This window comes from Prolixibacter sp. NT017 (assembly GCF_009617875.1).
Classification (GTDB): domain Bacteria; phylum Bacteroidota; class Bacteroidia; order Bacteroidales; family Prolixibacteraceae; genus Prolixibacter.
Genome location: NZ_BLAV01000001.1, coordinates 1,267,394 through 1,287,825 on the forward strand (window position 1 = coordinate 1,267,394; position 20,432 = coordinate 1,287,825).

Here is a 20,432-nt window from a genome sequence, read left to right on the forward strand (position 1 = left end):
TTAGTTTATTGGATTAAGTAATTTTCTAACCGTTAAACGAATATTTCTTGGTAGGAAGAGGTCGTAAAATAACTTAAAAGTGTTATACATCAGTATAATAATTCGGCGCTCTGACAAGGTGTATTTGGTTTTCAATTTAAAGGAACGCCAATAGTATTTTTTCCCTGATGTATTTTCAAATGATTGGTCCTTGTGTATTCTGTGAAAGTCCAGTTTTGTATTTGTTTTGGCAATGATTCTGTTCTGTGAAGCAAGTCGCAGCCACAGCTCATAATCAAATTGAGAATGTCGGGATTCATCATAGCAGCAAAGCTGTTTCCTTATAAGAACTGACGAATGAGATAATCTGTTATGCTTTAGTAGATTATCTAGTCCTAGGATTACTAATGCATCTGGAGTACTAGCTTCGTGTATAATGATTTCTGACTTTGAACTGAAAAGTTGTGTATTAGTGAATAGTGCATCTACGTTGTTGTTTTGTACAATCGCACTTTGTATGGTAAGTTTTTCGGGATGCCATAAATCGTCAGAATCGATAACGGCAATCCAGTTACCTCTAGCTTTGGATACGGCATAATTCAATGCTCTGCCTCGCCCAATATTGCCTGGTTGAAAAATTTTAAGCGGATAGTCGGTATTCCGGATTTGAAAGTCATACAGTTTATTTACCGTGTCATCTGTAGAGCCGTCATCTACAATTAGATGTTCAAAATTATTGTGTGATTGACTCTTAACGCTTTCCAACATCTCAATTATGTATTTGGAGCCGTTTTTGACGGTTGTTATGACGGATATGAAATTCTCCATTTTGACTTTTGGTAAATTATTTATTCCGGGATTTTTCGTGTTTTCTTTGCAATGAGGAAAAATGAAAAAAGGAATATTAAATATAAAAAGCTTATTCCGAGGCTGTACAGTTTTATGAAATCGATAAAATCGATTTTAAAAATGTATCCCAGATAGAAGATAACCAGGTTTGTAATTAATAGAAAAGAGTTGTTTACCAGACTCAATTTTTGTTTCTCTGCCGCATTGAGAGTATAAGATAAGCTTGAAGCGATGAATCTGACACCAGACACAATAGTTAAGTATTTGGCAATGGTTCCTGCTGTACTCCATTCATTCCCGAATATTAGAGGGAATAGATATTCACTTGAGAAAAATAATGGGACGAAAACAAAAATTGCCAAAATCGTCAATTTTTTGAGAGTGCTTTTGAATACTGAATAGCAATTTCCTTTCGTTCGAATCTCCTCGCAGGCTTCTTGATAATAAACTTGGGCAACGTTGTGACTTATGAGAATACTGGGGGCACTGAGGATTCTATATGCGAGTGCAAAAAAACCTACAAAGCTTATCGAATATATCGAAGTCATTAAGAGGCTGGCGATGTTCAGACTAGCTGAGTTCGCTATTCCTGCAGGAAATGCGTAGTATGGAAATTCACGATATTTCAAAGAGACATTTTTAAAATCGTGCAGTTTATGTTGGAACATTTGTCTGAAACTGAAAGACGAATTTATCTTCAATATTCTATTGCCTGAAAGGTATGCAGCGAGTTGACCGATGATGAGTCCACTCAGGGAAAATGCTTTTAAGAAACTTAAGAAAATTTGAATTGGAATCATGGTGCCGTTTTTAGCTATGTTTGAGACAGCCATGGGTTTGTAGTTTTTTAAACGATTGTTTAAATTAACCAGAATGGAGTTGAAGCCAACGAAGTATATTGCTAGTGGCAAAAGAAAGAATAAATAAATATTCGAGTGTTGAATATGTAACAACGGCATAATGAAATTGTGGCCGATGATGATTATGATGAGGAGGATTGTGGACAAAGTTATATTTATGTAGTTCGCCAAGTAAGATAATTTATATACATCTTCAACTTTCCTTGGAAGCATGATTGCTAAGTCATATTTTAGACAAATGTTGCTGCCAATTATCGCTATTAAGGACAGGAATACAGCATACAAGCCAAAAGCATTCGGAGTATATATTCGTGTCAAAATAGGTGAAAATGCCACCAGGAGAACCTGCGAAATGGCCGTACCACCAGATAATATCAGAACGTTTTTATTGAAGTCTGTTTTTAAAATCTTTGAAATAATTCTTTCCACGATATTTATTTGGCTGATGCTCAGTGGTTATTAGACTTCTGTTTTTTGTGAGCGTCTTTGAGGTTTCAGCTCTTTGCTAATTTTTTTCTTGTAGTTATTCTCATATCCATAACCATATGAATGGTTATTGTAACGGTCAAATTGATTGTTAATGGATATGTCATTAAGTAATAATCCTAAGCGATTTGTATTTTGACTGGATATCTCTTGCAAAGCACTTTTGGCCGCAGGTTTCAATGTAATTCCCTGACGGGTAACAAAAAGAAGTGTATCCCATAGGTTACTGAATTGAAAAACATCAGCAACAAGAAGTGGACTTGAATCAATGATTATTGTTTCGTATTCTTGCTTAAGAAGAGCTGTTAGCTCCATAAGTTGGATGTCAGCCAACATCTCTCCCGGATTTGGGGGAATGCTTCCGGCTGGAATGATGTGCAAATAAGGATGTGGAGTGTTGAAGGTTATATCGTTGATAGACATTTCATTGAGAATGTAGTTGCTCGCTCCTCTATTGCTTTCGTAACCCATCTTCTTCCCTATCCGTGAATTCCTGAGATCGAGATCTAAAAAAACAGTTTTCTTTCCCAATAATGCGAAAGAGGCTGCAAGATTGAGAGCTGTAAAGGTTTTTCCTTCTCCTGCGGCGGTTGATGTCACTGCAATTACGTTGTGTTCATTTCCATTTTGTATAAATTTAAGTTTTGTTCGAAGAGCTCGATACGATTCTCCCAATGGAGAATTAGGATGTTCTAGTAAAGGAATTTGACTAGGTAAAACTTGTTCGTCATGGGGTATTTGCCCTAAGACTGGCGAATCTGTCAAAAGTTTTAGGTCATCCAACGTTCGCACTTTGTTGTCAAGTGCGTTTCTAATAATAATGAGCGTTGAAGGAAAAAAAATGCCAAGAAGTAAAGCAGCAATGCCTGTTTTGATATTGTTGGGTTTGACCGGTTTATCTCCTATAATTCTTGCTGGATCGATGACTTCATTATCAGGCGTGTTCGAGGCTTTGGCAATTTGTGCTTCAGATAACTTCTGAAGAAGAAAGTTGTAGTTGTTGTTGTTTAATTGATAACTTCTCTCGATGTTAACGTAGTCTCGTTCAACAGCAGGTAAGCTTCTTGTCTGTTTTCTTAAAGAGTCAGTTCGCTTGGAAATGTCCTGAAGCGTCAGTTCAGATTGATGCATGATGCTTCTGCTGTTTTCCAATAATGTACGTTTGGTCGTTTCCATTTGGATCCGAAGTTGTCTCATCCTGGGATACTCCGGATCATGAACTGTCGCTGCCAGTGTCGATAATTCAATATTCAGTTGGTTCAGATCTTGAAGTAGATTCACTAAAAGAGGGTCATCAATGCCCACTGTGGAAGGGGCGACGAGTGATTCCAAATCTCCATTTTGGAGCAAGTAATTCTCGAGGTATTTGTAGTATTGATGTTGAGTTTCTAATAGGTTTTTTTGGTCTTCCAGCTTTACGAGTTGGTCCAATAGTTGCTGAGATTGGTAGCCCACATCAAGTAATTGATTGTTACTTTGAAACCGCTCTCTTATTTTTTGTGAGGCTTTCAGAGAATCGCGAACCTCCGATAGTTGAGATGTTATGAAGAAAATAGTTTTAGTAGCAATAGTATTTTTCTTTTTTAAATTATGTTCCTGGTAAACCCGCATAAGCATGTCCAGAAAGGCAATCCCTTTTTCGGTATTCTCACATGTTGTTTTAAGTTTTAGTATACTGCTCTTTAGTGATACCTGATAAACGGTTAGTTTTTCCAAATATTCATTCGTTAACTCATTTAATGAGTTAAAGTTGATGCGGTATCTCCCTTGTAAAGGAAGAGATGAAATTGGGATAATTCTGAATGAGTAATCGGCAGATTTTATTTGCTCGTCAATGTCGAATGTTCGACTATTATTTACAGCATGTGGTTCGGATAATTCAGTTTTTCTTAGATAGTCGTAACGGATGGCCTTTCTACTCTTTGTTTTTATTTTGACCTTATTGTCAGATAGGAACTTAAGGTCAAAGTTGGTATCAATCAGTTGTGAATGTCTATCATCAAACTCAATCTCAAAAGGTAGATCATGATATAATTCAGTTGTCCTGAAAAAACCTCTTTCAGAATAAGTGACCTCAAAGTTGAAATGCTCAAGAGTATTGTAAATAAGACTCCATGACTTTAATATTTGGATTTGGTTCTCAATATTTTGGTTTCCATTGAAGAGACTAAATCCCTGGAAAACGTTAGGCTGTTTATCTGCTGCTGTGATTAGTGGGTTTTGGTTCTGCTGCTCTTCAATCAGTATTGAGGCGGAGACTTCGTAAATAGGATGGGTGTACTTGTAGTACAACCAAATTCCAATAGAAGTGAAGATTATTGCTATCACAAACCATTTCCAATGAGAGATTAGCAGAGCAAAATATTTTCGATAGTTTATTGTTTTTTGGGGTAGTATGAATTGCTCAAGATTTTGGTAATTGTTTATTTTCATTGTATTTAGGTTTGTATGTTAAAATTGAGTTAGCTATTAAAAATGGAGAAAAGAAGATGATTAAAAGAGAGGAAATTGTCTTAAATATTGACACCAACTCATGCGTTATGTATGTGCTCTTTTCTGGAAAGTGTTGGGCGAATTATTAAGAGAAGTATAAATTTCCTTCTGGGTCTTATGTATGAAGTGAACGATTAAGGCCTAAAGGAAGTATATAGTAGTACGGCGGTAGATATTGCCGTAAAGAGAGTCGCGAAAGGAAGTGTTTTAGCGCCGTAGATGCGGTTTTTGGGCTGTACGTAAATAATGTCGTTTGGGAGTATGTAGAAGTATTTTGAATGCGTTATATCGCTGTTAGTTAGGTTTAGTGTTGCTATTTTTCTTTCTTCGCCCTCTCCTCTGATAATTCTGACATCTTTCCTGTTTCCAAAATCGCTGAGGTCTCCGGCGGTTCCCAAAGCCTCAAAAATCGTCATCGAATTTCTGTTAACCCGGTACTGGCCGGGGCGGTTAACCTCTCCCAGCACAGTTATCGTTCTGTTTACCAGTTTAACAAAGACCGAAGCATTTTCCATAATATTGTTAATCTGCTTTTGTAAGTCATCTCGCACCTGGTTGGTCGTTTTACCTCCAACCTGTTGCTTTCCTAAATAAGGAAGCACAATAGTTCCATTGTCATCCACAATATAGGTGATGAGTTCCAGTGATGATTCTGATGTATAATTACGATCGGGTTGGGAGAGATTCAAAAAGGAAGCGGCTTCCGGATTATCACTGATGATACTGATATAGAGGTTGTCGTTGGGCTGGATGGTGTAAATATCCGGCGAAACGGTTTGTAACGTGGAGTCTGCTTTCCCTAAATTATATAGATAGGTAATATTCTTAAGTGGAGTGCTACATGATGACAGGAGAAACGTGGGCAGAAGGAGTAACCCAGCCCAGGAAAGAGAACGAAATTTCATGAGGATTACAGGTTATTAGTGAGATTATGATCCGGACAGCGACAATGCAAAGGATTTAATATGTGGTGCCAACTGTCATTTTCGTCAATCCTTTATACAAAACGGAGCATTTGTTTTAGCGGCAGGCTATGCGTGAGAATTCATGCTAAAAGTCATGCTCGTGCAACGTGTATAAATATTCTATAAGTTAAGTTATGATTTATAGCTTCGCCTCTTCAGTCCCATGAGGATTGATCGGATGGAAAGTGGTTTAGGAAATTGATTCGGCTTTAAAAAAAGCTAAATAAAAGTTAAGAATTATATGAGGCAGAAGTAAATGCCTGTTTTATCGAAAATCTAAAATTATGGATAAAGGAGGTTTATGAGTTATCGAAAGTGTTATTCTGTTGATCCAGTAAGAGGGTTATTTGCTATGATACTTTATATTAGTTAAGTTAATCAGATAAATGAGTCCTTTAAATTTGAGCCTCGTAGCGCTTTGATTAATCATATAATTATTATGTGACTAATGTGAATTATGTGAAGTTGATTTCATAAAACGTCATTTTTGTATGCGTTGGACTAAATTTTTAATTGTCCAGGTAAATATTTTAGGAGTATTGCTTGTTATTGTTTGATCTTATGATAATTAATTGTCCTTTAGTTGTTTATTTAAATATTTATTATTGTTTTTTCATTGTTGTTTTTGAAGTTATAATCTATCATTTAGAGGTAATTTATCGGGAAAGTGTTTGAGGTTGAATAATTTTATGCTTTGACGCGAACCGTTTTTAACTTTGTAGCATTGATTTTAATCTAAATCATTGGTTGAATGAAACGTTTGGGACAGGCTGATTTGCCACTACATTACGGGCGGGTACCTGCATGGTTATACCAGCGCATGCGGACGATGGGACTGGCGATTACGGAAGCGATCGTTGAGGAATACGGCCCGGACGAGTTTCTCCGGCGTATCAGTGATCCGTTTTGGTTTCAGTCGTTTGGTGCAGTACTGGGAATGGACTGGCATTCTTCAGGAATAACCACGTCCGTGATGGGCGCTTTGAAACATGCGTTGAATCCGGTTTCACGGGAGTTGGGAATTTACGTCTGCGGAGGTCGGGGAAAGCATTCGCGGAAGACGCCCGATGAATTGCTGCAAATAGGAGAACGTACCGGTTTAAACGGAGATGAATTGGTGCGAACCAGTAAGCTGACCGCAAAAGTGGACAATACAGCGCTCCAAGACGGTTTTCAATTGTACCTGCATTCATTCATCCTGACGCAGAACGGAAACTGGGCTGTGGTGCAACAGGGAATGAACGAGGGGAATAACATGGCGCGTCGCTATCACTGGCTTTCGGAGAAAGTATCTTCCTTTGTTGATGAGCCGCACACATCGGTTATTGGACACAATCAGGGATTGATACTGAATCTGACAGCGCATGACGCTGCGTCTTCCCGTGAAGGAATTCTGAATGTAGGAAAAGAAAATCCCGGTAGGATGTTACCCGAAATCCGAAAGGTTTTAATGCCTGGGCATCACGATGTAAAAGTGACGGACGTGGACATGCGGCGTCTCGGAACGATTTTGGCCATGGCCTATGATAGCCAGTTCGAGAAGTTCGATGATTTGTTGCTGCTGCGGGGACTGGGCCCGAAGACCCTGCGTTCGCTGAGCCTGGTTAGTGAAGTGATTCACGGAACACCTTCGCGTTTTCACGATCCGGCTCGTTTCTCTTTTGCACATGGCGGAAAGGACGGACACCCGTTCCCGGTGCAAACCTCCGTTTATGACGAATCGATCCATTTTCTGCAGGATGCTGTTCGGAGAGCAAAAATCGGGGAGACCGAAAAGAAGGATTCCATCAAGAAACTTTCTGATTTACTGTTCAAACTTGAAAAGGATTTTGTTCCCAATCCCGAAAAGTTTGAAAAGTATATTGAGCAGGAGCGAAAAGAGTCGAAAGGTTTTGGCGGACGAACGGTGTTTGACGACAAAAAGAAAACGAGGAAGAGCCTGGATGACGGGCAATTGGAGCTATTTTGACATTCGAAGAGAACCGACCCGTTTGTACATACATCTGAAAAATAACCGCGTATTTGTGTGGCCCACATGAAAAGGTTTCTTTAAAATTATGAAAGATAATTCAGCCAAAGCCTTAATTTTGATCCTCAGAACTGGCACATCCAACTACCTGCCAAACCAGACAACTTAGTGGAATATTACCGGTGTTTATCACTGAAAAAGAGAATACTGGTATTAAGGAAATATTGAATTTTGAAGCATGTCAATGCGATGTGTATCAGAAATCGATATGTCTTGTTTGCCAAATGTCAATAAACTAAAACACATGAAGACAATCCGGAAAACGATTTTTGCTGTTATGTTTGCAGTCGTTATGAGCATGCCATCATTTGCAGCAGGAAGATTAAGTGTACAGATTGGGAATTTTACTTCCTGGAAAGAAACTCCACACGGCGTTTTGATTTCGGCGGGCAACGCCAAACTCTCGTTAACGGTTTATGGCCCGGAGGTTGTTCGGGTTCGCGCCACACAGAACGAGTTTAGCACAACGCCCTCGTATGCCGTGATTACAGAGCCTTCGGGAAAATTTACTTCCGTGAAGGACGAAAAAGACAAACTGGTGCTATCGACCGGCGAGTTAAAAGTAGAGGTGAATAAAAATCCGGTACTGGTCCGTTTTTACAATAAAGACGGTAAGTTGCTGAATGAAGACGATCCGGGCCTGGGCATCAGTTGGCTGGGAACCGGAACCACTTGTTACAAAAAACTGCAGCCTGATGAGAGGTTCATTGGACTTGGCGAGAAAACCGGTAACCTCGATCGTCGTGGTTCGGCCTACGTGGACTGGAACACCGACAACCCGGCTTATGCCACGAACGGTGACCCGCTTTATACTTCGTTGCCATTTTATATTGGCTTGCATAACCAATTGGCCTACGGAATATTCTTCGACAACACGTACAAAGCAACGTTCAATTTTGGTGCATCGAACAACCGGTTTTCCAGTTTTGGTGCGGTCGATGGCGAAATGAATTATTACTTCTTTGGGGGTCATTCGGTTGCTGATTTGCTGAAAGAATACACCGACCTGACCGGGCGAATCAAGATGCCACCCATTTGGGGATTGGGTTTCCAGCAAAGTCGCTGGAGCTATTTCCCGGACACGGAAGTATTGAACCTGGCCCGCACGTTCCGCGAGAAGAAAATCCCGGCCGATGTGATTTACCTCGACATTCATTACATGGACGCCTATAAGGTGTTTACCTGGAACAAAGAGCGTTTCCCGAAGCCGTCGGCCATGATTGATTCGTTGAAAGACATGGGATTCCATATCGTGACCATTGTCGACCCGGGTGTGAAGAAGGAAAAAGGCTATTGGGCTTACGACAGCGGTTTGAAGAACGACTGCTTTGTGAAATATCCCGACGGAACCAATTGGTCCGCCGATGTTTGGCCGGGTACCTGCAACTTCCCCGATTTCACGAATCCGAAAGTTCGGACCTGGTGGGGAAATCTTTACAAAGGACTGGTTGCGGACGGCGTTACCGGATTCTGGAACGACATGAACGAGCCGGCTTCGTGGGGAAATATGGTTCCCAATCTGGTGGAATTCGATATGGAAGGTCACAAGGGGACAATGGAGGAAGCCCACAATGTTTATGGTATGCAAATGGCCCGCAGTACCTATCAGGGTGCTACCAAACTGATGGATGGTAAACGTCCGTTGGTGCTCACCCGTGCAGCTTACGCCGGAATACAACGTTACTCGGCTATCTGGACAGGGGATAATGTGGCTTCCGATGAACATATGCTGTTGGCTTCGCGGCTTATCAATTCGATGGGACTGGCCGGAGTTCCGTACGTTGGTGCGGATATCGGTGGTTTTATGGGAGGAACGACGAATCGCAAATTGTTTGCCCGTTGGATTTCCATCGCCGCTTATACTCCGTTTTTTCGCAGTCACTCGGAGTATAACTCACGAGCGCACGAACCGTGGACGTTTGGCGAAGATGTGGAAGCGATTTCACGAAAGTATATTGATGAGCGCTATCAATTACTGCCATACATTTACTCGGCATTCTACCAGGCGCACGAAACGGGTATGCCAATTGCCCGGTCACTGGCCATCAACTACACGTTCGATAAGAATATTTACAACCCGGATTTCCAGGATGAGTATCTTTTCGGTCCCTCCATTCTCGTAGCGCCGGTTTCCAGCGAACAGAACTTCGGGCGGGTTTATCTGCCGAAAGGCGTTTGGTACCGCAAGAGCACAGGCAAAAAATACGATGGGGGGCAGTCGGTCATTGTTGATGCACCACTGTCAGACTTGCCGGTATTTGTAAAGGCAGGCGCCATTATTCCGATGCAATCGACCGTTCAAAATACGGCTCAAGAAGGCGATGGCATACTGAGACTGCATATTTACAGTGGTTCCGAGCCCAATAAATATTTGTATTACGAAGACGACGGAACGACTTACCAATACCAGGACGGTCATTTCCTGAAAAGAGAATTCGCTTTTGATCCGATGGCAAAGAAAATTACCATTGGCAAAGCCGAAGGAAATTACACGTCGAAGTTCAACAAAATTGAGATTGTATTGCACGGTTTCGATGCAATGAATTCAGTAGAAGTCGGAAGAAAAGCGGTGAGCCTGCAAAAGGGTGAAGGCAACACACAAACGCTGACACTGGATGCCAATAATGGCGAAACGGTTCTTTCCTGGTAAGAAAAGAACATAAAATATAGTGAAAGCCTGTCGGAGGGAAGTGTTCCTGCCGGCAGGCTTTTTTATGGATTTTTTGTCAATTGTTGTACGCCAAAACTGACGAATTCCTGTTCGGGGAAAGCGACATTGAATGAGGTGCTTAGTTGACGGTCTCCCTCTTTTTGAATAATCCATCTGGCTTTTCCATCCGGGACAAAGTTCTCGGTTTTTTCCGTATCGAAAACCAAGGTATGGGCTGTTGAAATGGTATCGTTCAGGTAGTATTGGTTTACGTAGCCGTCGTTGCTAAACTGACGATATACTATCTGCTTACGGTCCTTGTCGTAACTTAAAAACCCTTTTTCCTGGTGAAACTGGCCTTTGTCGTTCTTTCCACCAGATGCGAACCTCGATTCCGCGTTCATTTCAATGAATTTTCCTTTCATGATGTAGTAAAAGGAAATTTCTACTTTCGATTGAGTATTGTTGTAGCCTTTTCCGGTGCCAACCCAATCTCCAATGAGGAAATCGAGTCGCTCAAGCGGATTCTTTTGCGCAAAAGTCACGCCGGAAAATGTCAGCATGCAAAACAAAAGGACAATATTTCGTTTATTCAGAATACTCATTCGGAATTTTCTCTTACTTATTTTGATTTACCGGTGAACCTTTATTTTCCTATGTGAGATGTCGGGCTTTTGTTCCCATTTATTCCGTTAGAATATAAAAATAAGGGATTCCAATCATAATTTGAAAACGAATGTTATGTTTTCAAGGATGCGTCAGAAAGAATCTCGAAATATTTTTTGAAATGAAACATCATTATTCATCCTGGATGCCAGATTTCGGATAGGAGCCCAACACTTTTATTTTGTTCATTGTTTCTATCTCATTTAATGCCGCGGTCACTCTTTCTTCCCGGATGTGCCCTTCAAAGCCAATGAAAAAGTGGTACTTGCCAAAAACCTGTCCCGTTGGGCGCGAAACGATACCAGTCAGGTTGATGTCTCGTCTGGCGAAAGAGACGATGACACTTTCCAGTAAGCCGGCCCGGTCGTTATCGTCAATAACGATCAGGGAAGTTCTATAATTTTCATCCGAAGAATAATTGTCGATAGTCGCATTACTGGTGAAAGCGAGAAAGCGGGTGGCATTGTTGGGGTAATCGTTTACGCTTTCAATTACCTGGGAAAATTCAGTCTCGGAATAGGAATCGGAAGGTACAATAGCTCCATCGGCATGGTTGCTCTCCTTTACTTTTTCAAGTGATTCCATATTGCTTTGTGTCGTGATGATTTCCACGTTTTCCAGCGAATCAATAAAATCGGCACATTGTCCTTTGGCAACGTATTGAACATACAAATGCTGTAGGTTCTCTAGATTTGCTGCTTTTCCAACAAATGAAAACTGTATGGGAAGCATAATCTCACTGACAATTTTAAGCTCCGATGAAACCAGGAAATCCAATACAACAGATACGAAACCTTCGGTCAGGTTTTCGATGGGCAGAACTCCGTAATCGCACTTATTGCCAATGGCATTCAGCACTTTTTTAATGGAAGGGTAGTACTCGATCTCATATTCCTCATTCAATTGAGTGCTAAATATTTTTGTGGCTTTATCCGAAAAGGTTCCTTTTGGGCCCAATGTCGCAATCTTCTTCATCCGATTATTCTACTAATAGTTAGAATAGGAAAACGGTTTATTTTGGAAATGGTTCAGATAGGGAAAGTGTCTTTATTAAGACAGCGCTATCTTTTAAGTAAGGAAGATTTCAACTAATATTTTTTTCAAAAGATGATAAATAAATGGGAGTGTTAAAAAACATTTATCGTGGAGAGTTTCGCTAAAGCACAGTTATATAATGGATAAGATTGGTTGATGGTTGTTTGGCGAAATTTTGAAATAAAAAAGTTGAGAAACGGGGGTTACCAAATCGAGTGTAAGCGTATTAATCATTGTAATATGTTGATGACCAAGCTTACCTTACTAATCTTACCTGATATAAACCTATTTTTATTAATTAATTCAGCTTTACCTAGTTGATGCTAAAGTTTTAATAATGAAAAATAGGTTCCAAGAGAAATTGCTGCTATTAGGCGGATGACAGGTCCAATAAAGGCAACCAGTCTTTTTATTTAGTTTGTCAGATTAAAATATATTTCATTGAATTTACAACCCTTCGATTAATTGAGATCGCTTTGGTCGGAAAGGTTCTTGTGATATGTTTTAGCCAAAAGTAAAAACCCTCCGGAAAAACCGGAGGGCCCAACAAAATTTATTAACCGGGAATTGCCGTTCCCGCTAAATCTCAAAGATATGAAAAAGTAGGTTGAAAACACATTTCGTCCCAGGTACGCATTCCTTGCGTGTCCAGAGAACTCCGTTTTGATGTTGCTGGTCATATTTGTTAGTCTTACGTAATAATACGACTGTAGGACTTATGTAAGCATAAATGACATTTACTGCGAGTATACAAGTAGAACTCACTACTCGTATATTGGTACTAACATTTAAGGCTGGAGACTACCGAGGCTACTCAGTACAGAATCTTATTAGTTTTCACGACAGGACAGCATCGCTAACCGCTTCGCGATGGGAAAATCATTCGAGCAGGATACTAATGAGTTATTGAGCTGTGTAATGTAAATAATTAAATCAAAAGTCCATTGCGAGACTTTATTGCAAAAAAGAAAGCGCTATTTTCAAAAAGTAACATATGAATTCAAACGAGATTAAGACTCCCTTAAAAGTATTATTAGGGGTTGTAATTTGGTTTTTGCCGTTTATCGCTAAAGCCCAGACTGTAAACCAGGAATTTTATAAGAAACCGGAAATTATTGAAAAATCGCCTGATATTTCCAGTTTGTTTAGATACTCCGATGCTTCCTTTGATTATACAAGTGGGACAGCGAATATTAATATTCCAATCTATACAATAAAGCAAGGACGAATTGTTATTCCTATTAGTATTTCTTATAATACTGGAGGGATAAAAGTTGACGAGGTAGCAAGCATGGTTGGCTTGGGCTGGTCACTTAACTTTGGTGGCGCTATCTCAGTAGAAGGACAATCTTATTATGGTTCCCGAAATGTTCGCACTGCTCCCGTGCGTTCTTCCAGCCAGGCAATTGCCACACTCCACAACAATTATGATTATGTTTGGCAACTATCAAACGGGTATGCACAGAATGAACAAGAGAAGTATCATTTTAATGTAGATGGGCAATCCGGGATGTTTTTCTATGATATTAATAATGAGCTGCAAACTTCTCCCTCAGATTTGGGACTACGAATTGAACGGATACCAACCGATATGAGCCAGGAGGCTACCGGGTTTATTATTACGGATTCAAAAGGTATTTCATATTATTTTGCCAATAGTGAAGTGACTGTGTCAACAAGCTCCGGTGGAGCTTCATTCAGGTCATCCTACTTACCAACAAAGATTATTGACAACAACACGGCTGATGAAGTAGATTTCTATTATAGTCAAAAACCAGTTTTTACATGGTGTGCTCATGAAACAATGAATTATTATAAGGCGGTAGCCTCGGCACCAGGGGATATTGCTGGTATTGTTACAGACTGGAATTCCACTGGTTCATATACTTCTGCTCCGGAGGAGCAAGTGACTGGACTAAGTGTGGATTCAATTGTGTTTAAGCGAGGGAGTGTTGTTTTTCATACGAAAGATGATAGAATTGATGTCGGTTCACGTAGATTGGACAATGTTATTGTTCTCAATAAATCAGATCGGATAATAAAAGAAACCAAATTTTCTCAGGGGTATTTTGTAAGCCCGGATGAGCTCAATGTTGATACTAAATATGAGAGAAGGTTAAAACTCGAAAACGTTATCGAATCAAATGGTGCCAGTACGCTTGATCAATATAGCTTTTCATACGATGAATCTGTAAAGTTACCTGCATACAAAGAAGTGTATTCCTCAATACTAAGCAACAATAGATCTGTCGATTATTGGGGATATTTTAATGGTGCGAACAATAGTGGATTGATTCCGAGCCAGGTACCTGGCCAGTTCAATGTTACAATACCTACATTTGTTTTAGGAGATAGGAATGTGATTGCTTCGACCACGAAAGCATTTATATTGAATAAGGTGACATATCCTACAGGTGGTTGGCTTGAACTTGAATATGAAAATAATTATTTACCTGGTTATGTTTTAGGTAGTACTATTGGAGGATTGAGGGTTAAAAGTCTAGCATATAAGAGTAATTCAAATAGTTCACCAATAAAAAAAGAATTTAGCTATTTATCTGCGAGGAACTTAACCCCATTCTTAGATTATTCGAAATTTGGGTATACAAAAGTCAAAGGTTCGGTAGGATACGACCCGTCTGGAGCATGTGGTGTTGGGGAATATGATACTGAAGCGAACTTGTCAAGCGATCCTATAATACCTTTTACCTACAATAATGGGGCTCCGGTATTTTATGATGTTGTTGAGGAAAGCAATTACCCGGATGATGATGGAAAGAAGATTTATTCATTTGTATATAATGCTCCACTTTACTCTGCGAATAGTATTATTGAGCTTGGTCATCAATATCCAGTCGATAATAGTTGGGAACGAGGACAACTCAAGTCAGTAGTTTCTCTCAATAATGCAAATGATACCGTGCAAAAAACGGTTTACCAATATTCAGACTTTAAAGTGTCCTATCCCAAAACAGGACTGTATGTATTTAAGCATTCTCTGGGAGCTGGAACTCTTGAATGTTATGATTGGGTTGGTTCGGCTGCTGAATATTATAGAACATATTATTCTCAAGTACATATGGATTCGTATTATGATTATCTCGATGCCTATGTTTCTATCGGTACCAAAAAGCTGCAAAAAAAGATTGTTACAGATTATTCTGGAACGGATAAGGTAGTAAAAACATACGATTATACATATGGTATATATGATGGTACATATCTTGAATCAACAATAACTGAGAATACCAGCGACGGAAGCTCAATAAAGACAGTTTATAACTATCCAAGTGACTATTCCAGCACAGCTGTTTACAGTAAAATGATATCCAATCACGATGTTTCTGATATAGTTAAAGAAACACGATTTCATAATACAGATGAAATAAGTAGTATGGAGCGGAATTTTGGTCTGTTCAACAGTAGTCAATTGGTGGCACTATCGAACATTAAAACTAGTAATAATGGAGGTAGTTTTGCCACAGAGTTTACCTGCGATAATTATGACAGTAATGGTAATCTCAGACAAGTTACTGGCAGGGATGGAATTGCGACCACTTATTTGTGGAGTTACAACAACACTTATGTAGTAGCAAAAATTGAGAATGCGCAGTTCTCCAGTGTGAGTGGTACGGGAGATGATTTTGTTTGTTCAAATTTTGTAAATGTCTTAGGAAAGGCTACCAATCAGTCAGATATTGAATCATTGTTATCTCAGTTGTTTTCAGCACTTAAATCTGACAGACCCTCATGTTGGCCAACGATGTATGTATTTCAGCCTCTGGTTGGGATGATTTCTCAAATGGATTTGAATGGCCTGAAGACATATTATGATTATGATAGTTTTGGCAGGCTCGAGACCATCCAAGACAATGATTATAATTTTGTTAAATCTTTCGAATATCACTATAAATAAGGCGGATAAGTTATGAGTAAGAAATATATAAATAGGTTTTATTTGTTGTTGGTCCTTATTTTGTCATCAAATATAAGCTTAGCCAACGTCTTTCAGGATTATTCCGTTTCCTGGTACTTCACTGATTTCATGACAAGCGCGGTATCAGGTGGAGGAGCTGTATCGGTAAGTATCAAAAACGATACGTTGGATGTGAGATTTAGTGCGGGATTTGCGTCGTGCCCAATGAAAACGGGAAGGATAAAAGACTTAAATACTACTCCAGCACTACCGGATATTAACCTTGGATTGGTGGCAAATACTTATACTGCCTATATTCAGAGTGGGGGATTGTATGTCAGTGGTCCGTCAGGAGTTCCGATATCAGGCTTTAATTCAGAGTTCGTGATTAATTTGAGAAATTTTGTTGGCATCACTTATCAATTAACCTCAACGGAGAATTATATTTTCACCAGAGAGGTACAAACCGCAGGGGTAACCCATAATAGCGAATTGACTTACGATAAGACTATTGGCACGGTTCAGTATATAGATGGTTTGGGACGCACCAAACAAACCGTAAGGGTTGGTGCATCTCCAATGGGAGATGATTTGGTGAAACCTGTTCGTTATGATGCAGTGGGACGTGAAGCGATGAAATTTCTGGCATACCCGGGAGAGAATTCTGATGGTTCCTATGTTTCTGCTGATTCAGTGGGACAGGTAGGTTATTATACGGGACTTTACGGTAGCAACGATGGAACCACAGCTTTTGCAAAAACAGAGTATGATGGTTCTCCTCTGAATCGTGTTCTCAAACAAGGCGCTCCTGGATATGCATGGCAGCCTGGCCAGCATCCGGTAAAGCAGGCTTATGGGACTAACGCAGCTAACGAGGTAAAGTTATGGAAGGTGACGAATGGAGTGCTAACCGATGGAGGTTATTATATTGCAGCAACACTATACAAAACCACTACCTGGGACGAGAACAATACGCAATCTTCGAATACTAGTCGAACCGAGGAGTTCAAGGATAAACAAGGACGGATAGTGATGAAGGTGGCGTGGAATGGTTCTACACCATCGCGTACTGCATATGTATATGATGACCTGGGAATGCTCCGCTTTGTTCTTACTCCCGATGCTATGGCAGACAACACGGTAAGTAGCAGTGAGCTTGCGGATTATTGTTATCAATATACTTATGATGATCGTAAGAGGATGATTGAGAAGAAGTTGCCAGGGGAAGGTCCGGTGTATATGGTATACGATAATAGAGATCGTTTAGTCGCCAGCCAGGACAGTAATCAGCGGGCGCTTGGTCAGTGGCAGTTCATCAAGTATGATGCGCTGAACCGACCGGTGATGACCGGGATTAAAAGCCTTTCAGATAGTCGTTCCAGTCTTCAGTCCTACCTAGACAGTTATTCCGGAATCTATTATGAGTATAGTAGTACGTCAGGTATCGGTTATACGCTGTCGAACAGTTTTTCTGGTAAGTTTGGCATATCGGAGAGCAATCTGCTGAGTGTGACTTACTATGATGGTTACAGTTACCCCGGCTGCAAGACTTTTAACTCTAGTGCAAATGTTAGTGGTTACAGTGATAGTTCCGGCAGCAGTTATTATTTCGATGATGTGCGGGGCCAGGTAACCGGGACCCGAAAGAAAGTGCTGAACGGAAATGAGCTGACGACTTCAGGAGTCTGGTTGTTGACTACAACCTATTATGACGACCGCTACCGTGTGATTGAAACTCTCAAGGATCTTTATCCGCAGAGTAGTGGTAACTATGAAGTAACCAGTTCAAAATATGATTTTACAGGGAGAGTGTTGCAGAGCAAGACTTTACAGGCCTTTCTTGGAAATAGCAATACCGTATTAGAAACTTATAGCTATGATCATATGGGGCGGATGACCCAGATCAAGTACAAACTGAATAGCAATGCTGAAGTGACGCTTGCCTCTTTGGATTATGACGAACAGGGTCACCTGAAGAGGAAGACGTTACACGGTGCACCGGGTGCAGGAGCACAAGAACTGAACTACTCATATAACATTCGCGGGTGGCTAAGTCGTATCAATAACCCAGATGTGAACCCAAGTAGTAGCAGCAAGGAGAAATGGAACATGGCCTTGTATTACGACACAACGCCCTCGGGACTAACGGCTAACCCACAGTATAACGGAAATATCTCGGGTATGGTGTGGAACACACCGTATAACAGTGGGGCCTTGTCTCCCACGGGAAAACAAGGCTATGGTTTTATCTACGACGGGTTAAACCGGCTGACGGCTGCCGACTACGGTGAAGGAAGTAGCCTGACTACAAATGCGAATGCCAACAATGTAAATATTTCGTTATACGATCAGAATGGTAACATCAGGAACTTGAGTCGTTCACTGAAAGGAACAGGCACCATCGACAACCTTTCCTACACGTATCAGGGAAATCAGTTGAAGAAGGTGGACGACTCGGCCAACGACAATGTGGGCTTTACCGAAAGTGTATCGCAAACCACGGAGTATACTTATGATGGAAACGGAAATCTGACGACTGATGCAAACAAGGGTCTGACAGATATACAATATAATTACCTGAACTTGCCACGGAAGGTGATTGCGGGAAGCCAGAACATTACCTATATTTACACAGCCGACGGTACAAAGGTTGAGAAGATACAACCCTCTGGTACTGCATTGTATTATGCCGGTAACTTTGTGTACCAGGGAAGTTCATTGAAATATATCCTGAACGAAGAGGGAATGGTGACTACGCCTTCGACTCCGGTGTATTTGTACGACCTGAAAGACCACCTGGGTAATACTCGACTGGAAGTGAACAGTTCGGGTACGGTAACCCAGCAGACGGATTATTACCCGTTTGGTATGGCGTTGAAGATAGCAGGTTCGTCGGACAACAAGTACCTGTACAACGGCAAGGAGCTGCAGGATGATGCTATTGGCAACGGAACACTGGACTGGTATGATTACGGGGCCAGGTTTTATGATGCGGCACTCGGGAGGTGGAGTGTTGTTGATCCCAAATCTGAAGTCTCAAGACGTTGGAGCCCGTATGTATACGGTTTTGATAATCCCATTAGATTTATTGATCCGGATGGGATGTTGGCTGGTGACCCTCAGAAGAAAGAACCAGGAATTTTTGAGCAAGCTGTTGCTTTTTATTTGAATTTGCTTATGAAGGCAGGTCGTTCAGCCCCCCATCCAGGAAACACAAATTCAAGTCCGGGAGAGGATATGATTAGAGGATTTAATCAAACAATTATGATTATGGCTCCTGCACTTGATGCTGTTAATGTAACAGAGGATATTAACGCTAACGCTTCTTCAACTAGTGCGGACGATGCTGTTGAAACTGAGACGTCACCTGTAAAAAATGTAGAAAGTGGAGTTGGGGAATTGGGCAGTGATAAGGTGCAAGTTCCGACGGAAGCCTATAATAGAAGTAAACATTATGGAAGAACACCTACAGCGGCAGATAGAAAAGTTTTAGGGGCAGAGAAAGATCAGGTTGTTGATCATACTATCCCGCTAGTGCAACATTATTATGAAGGAGATGGTAACGGGGGAAAGCCAGGCTACGCAATGACTCCAGGGGAAAGAAAAGCCTTTGCAAAAGATAGAACTAAAATGCAAAAACAATCTACAAGAGAATCAAATTCGCAGGGAGGAAAGATGTCCCACTATTCAAAACAACAAAAGAAGAAATATGGACTTGATTGATTATAAAACGTCTATTAGGGCACATTATGAGTCCTTTTGGAAAGCGAAAGCTACGGAAAAAAGGTGGTTGGATGGTCCCTATCAAAAATTGCCAAATGAATTTTGTATCTTAGAGTTTGAACCGACGGAGAGAAGAAAGATGTGGACCTATGCAACATGCTGCATGTCTCAGATGGATGATAAAAACCCCATTGAGCTACATCTTTTTTCAAAAGAGAAAGACGATACTTATATTGAGTTGTTAACTATTGTTGCCTATTATCATAGAACAAACAATTTCTTGGATCTATGGCATACAGTAAATTTTGGTAGACCTTTGGTTGAGAAATCGACCTGTTCTTATGGTTTGATTTCTTTACCCTATTTAGATGGGCCGAACCTTGAAAATTCAGATATTAAAAAAAATGTTAAGTTTTACTGGCTTATCCCAATTACTAAAAGGGAAAGAGATTTTAAATTTGAAAATGGGATAGACTCCTTGGAGGAAGCTTTTGAAAAAAATAGTTTTGACTATTTAGATCTCTATAGAAAAAGTGTTATTTAGTGATAAGAAGCCTCTCATTAATGGGAGGCTTCTTTAACAAAAAAAACCGAAACATTAATTGAAAAAGTAGATAATTATGCCGACAAGAAAAGGGTATTTATTAACGATGTGTTGGCTATTGACACTTGGCACTTGAGACGAAAAGATTTGTGTAGTTGTCTAAAATTTTGTTTGTTAGTGAGCTATGGTTTTATCAGTTGTGAGTAATCATTAGTATAGGGCTATTTGGTAGAAAAA

11 protein-coding genes are annotated in these 20,432 nt (G+C 40.3%); 5 read left to right on the forward strand and 6 right to left on the reverse strand.

Features of this window, described 5'->3' with window-relative positions; genetic code table 11:
* The 4 genes from GJU87_RS05210 to GJU87_RS05225 form a co-directional block, all read right to left on the reverse strand.
* Complete coding sequence (locus GJU87_RS05210; RefSeq protein WP_153638540.1) at window positions 1-807, reverse strand: glycosyltransferase; 807 nt, start codon at window positions 805-807, stop codon at window positions 1-3.
* Window positions 808-827: 20 nt separating this feature from the next.
* Window positions 828-2,117 carry a lipopolysaccharide biosynthesis protein gene (locus GJU87_RS05215; protein ID WP_194831445.1) on the reverse strand — a complete coding sequence of 430 codons (1,290 nt, stop codon included), beginning with the start codon at window positions 2,115-2,117 and terminating at the stop codon, window positions 828-830.
* Between the two features lie 30 nt (window positions 2,118-2,147).
* Window positions 2,148-4,607, reverse strand: a complete 2,460-nt coding sequence (locus tag GJU87_RS05220) for a tyrosine-protein kinase (protein WP_153638542.1) — start codon at window positions 4,605-4,607, stop codon at window positions 2,148-2,150.
* Between the two features lie 194 nt (window positions 4,608-4,801).
* On the reverse strand, window positions 4,802-5,572 hold the full coding sequence (locus GJU87_RS05225) for a polysaccharide biosynthesis/export family protein (RefSeq protein WP_153638543.1): 771 nt from the start codon (window positions 5,570-5,572) through the stop codon (window positions 4,802-4,804).
* 811 nt (window positions 5,573-6,383) lie between these two features.
* Here GJU87_RS05225 and GJU87_RS05230 point away from each other — a divergent pair.
* The gene (locus GJU87_RS05230; protein WP_153638544.1) at window positions 6,384-7,601 is read left to right on the forward strand and encodes a DUF763 domain-containing protein; all 1,218 of its coding nucleotides are present in this window, start codon (window positions 6,384-6,386) and stop codon (window positions 7,599-7,601) included.
* 304 nt (window positions 7,602-7,905) lie between these two features.
* Window positions 7,906-10,311: a glycoside hydrolase family 31 protein gene (locus GJU87_RS05235; protein ID WP_194831446.1), complete on the forward strand. Its 2,406-nt coding sequence runs from the start codon at window positions 7,906-7,908 to the stop codon at window positions 10,309-10,311.
* Between the two features lie 62 nt (window positions 10,312-10,373).
* Here the strand turns inward: GJU87_RS05235 and GJU87_RS05240 are convergent, their stop codons facing one another.
* Together GJU87_RS05240 and GJU87_RS05245 are read right to left on the reverse strand one after the other, a co-directional pair.
* Window positions 10,374-10,916, reverse strand: a complete 543-nt coding sequence (locus GJU87_RS05240; RefSeq protein ID WP_153638546.1) for a heme-binding beta-barrel domain-containing protein — start codon at window positions 10,914-10,916, stop codon at window positions 10,374-10,376.
* 193 nt (window positions 10,917-11,109) lie between these two features.
* Window positions 11,110-11,952, reverse strand: a complete 843-nt coding sequence (locus tag GJU87_RS05245) for a prephenate dehydratase domain-containing protein (RefSeq protein WP_153638547.1) — start codon at window positions 11,950-11,952, stop codon at window positions 11,110-11,112.
* Between the two features lie 1,054 nt (window positions 11,953-13,006).
* Here GJU87_RS05245 and GJU87_RS05250 point away from each other — a divergent pair.
* From GJU87_RS05250 to GJU87_RS05260, 3 genes are read left to right on the forward strand one after another with little or no spacing between them, the layout of a single operon-like run.
* The gene (locus GJU87_RS05250) at window positions 13,007-15,928 is read left to right on the forward strand and encodes a hypothetical protein (RefSeq protein ID WP_153638548.1); all 2,922 of its coding nucleotides are present in this window, start codon (window positions 13,007-13,009) and stop codon (window positions 15,926-15,928) included.
* A gap of 12 nt (window positions 15,929-15,940) precedes the next feature.
* Entirely contained in the window at window positions 15,941-19,651 is a 3,711-nt protein-coding gene (locus GJU87_RS05255; RefSeq protein ID WP_153638549.1) for a DUF6443 domain-containing protein, read from the forward strand.
* Window positions 19,638-20,195: a suppressor of fused domain protein gene (locus tag GJU87_RS05260; RefSeq protein ID WP_153638550.1), complete on the forward strand. Its 558-nt coding sequence runs from the start codon at window positions 19,638-19,640 to the stop codon at window positions 20,193-20,195. The genes GJU87_RS05255 and GJU87_RS05260 overlap by 14 nt, the downstream gene beginning before the upstream one ends.
* Window positions 20,196-20,432 lie beyond the last annotated feature (237 nt).

Coding starts and splice junctions, on each gene's coding strand:
- GJU87_RS05210 (WP_153638540.1), bottom strand. CDS start 807: ATGGAGAATTTCATATCCGTCATAACAACCGTCAAAAACGGCTCCAAA.
- GJU87_RS05220 (WP_153638542.1), bottom strand. CDS start 4,607: ATGAAAATAAACAATTACCAAAATCTTGAGCAATTCATACTACCCCAA.
- GJU87_RS05225 (WP_153638543.1), bottom strand. CDS start 5,572: ATGAAATTTCGTTCTCTTTCCTGGGCTGGGTTACTCCTTCTGCCCACG.
- GJU87_RS05230 (WP_153638544.1), top strand. CDS start 6,384: ATGAAACGTTTGGGACAGGCTGATTTGCCACTACATTACGGGCGGGTA.
- GJU87_RS05235 (WP_194831446.1), top strand. CDS start 7,906: ATGAAGACAATCCGGAAAACGATTTTTGCTGTTATGTTTGCAGTCGTT.
- GJU87_RS05240 (WP_153638546.1), bottom strand. CDS start 10,916: ATGAGTATTCTGAATAAACGAAATATTGTCCTTTTGTTTTGCATGCTG.
- GJU87_RS05245 (WP_153638547.1), bottom strand. CDS start 11,952: ATGAAGAAGATTGCGACATTGGGCCCAAAAGGAACCTTTTCGGATAAA.
- GJU87_RS05250 (WP_153638548.1), top strand. CDS start 13,007: ATGAATTCAAACGAGATTAAGACTCCCTTAAAAGTATTATTAGGGGTT.
- GJU87_RS05255 (WP_153638549.1), top strand. CDS start 15,941: ATGAGTAAGAAATATATAAATAGGTTTTATTTGTTGTTGGTCCTTATT.
- GJU87_RS05260 (WP_153638550.1), top strand. CDS start 19,638: ATGGACTTGATTGATTATAAAACGTCTATTAGGGCACATTATGAGTCC.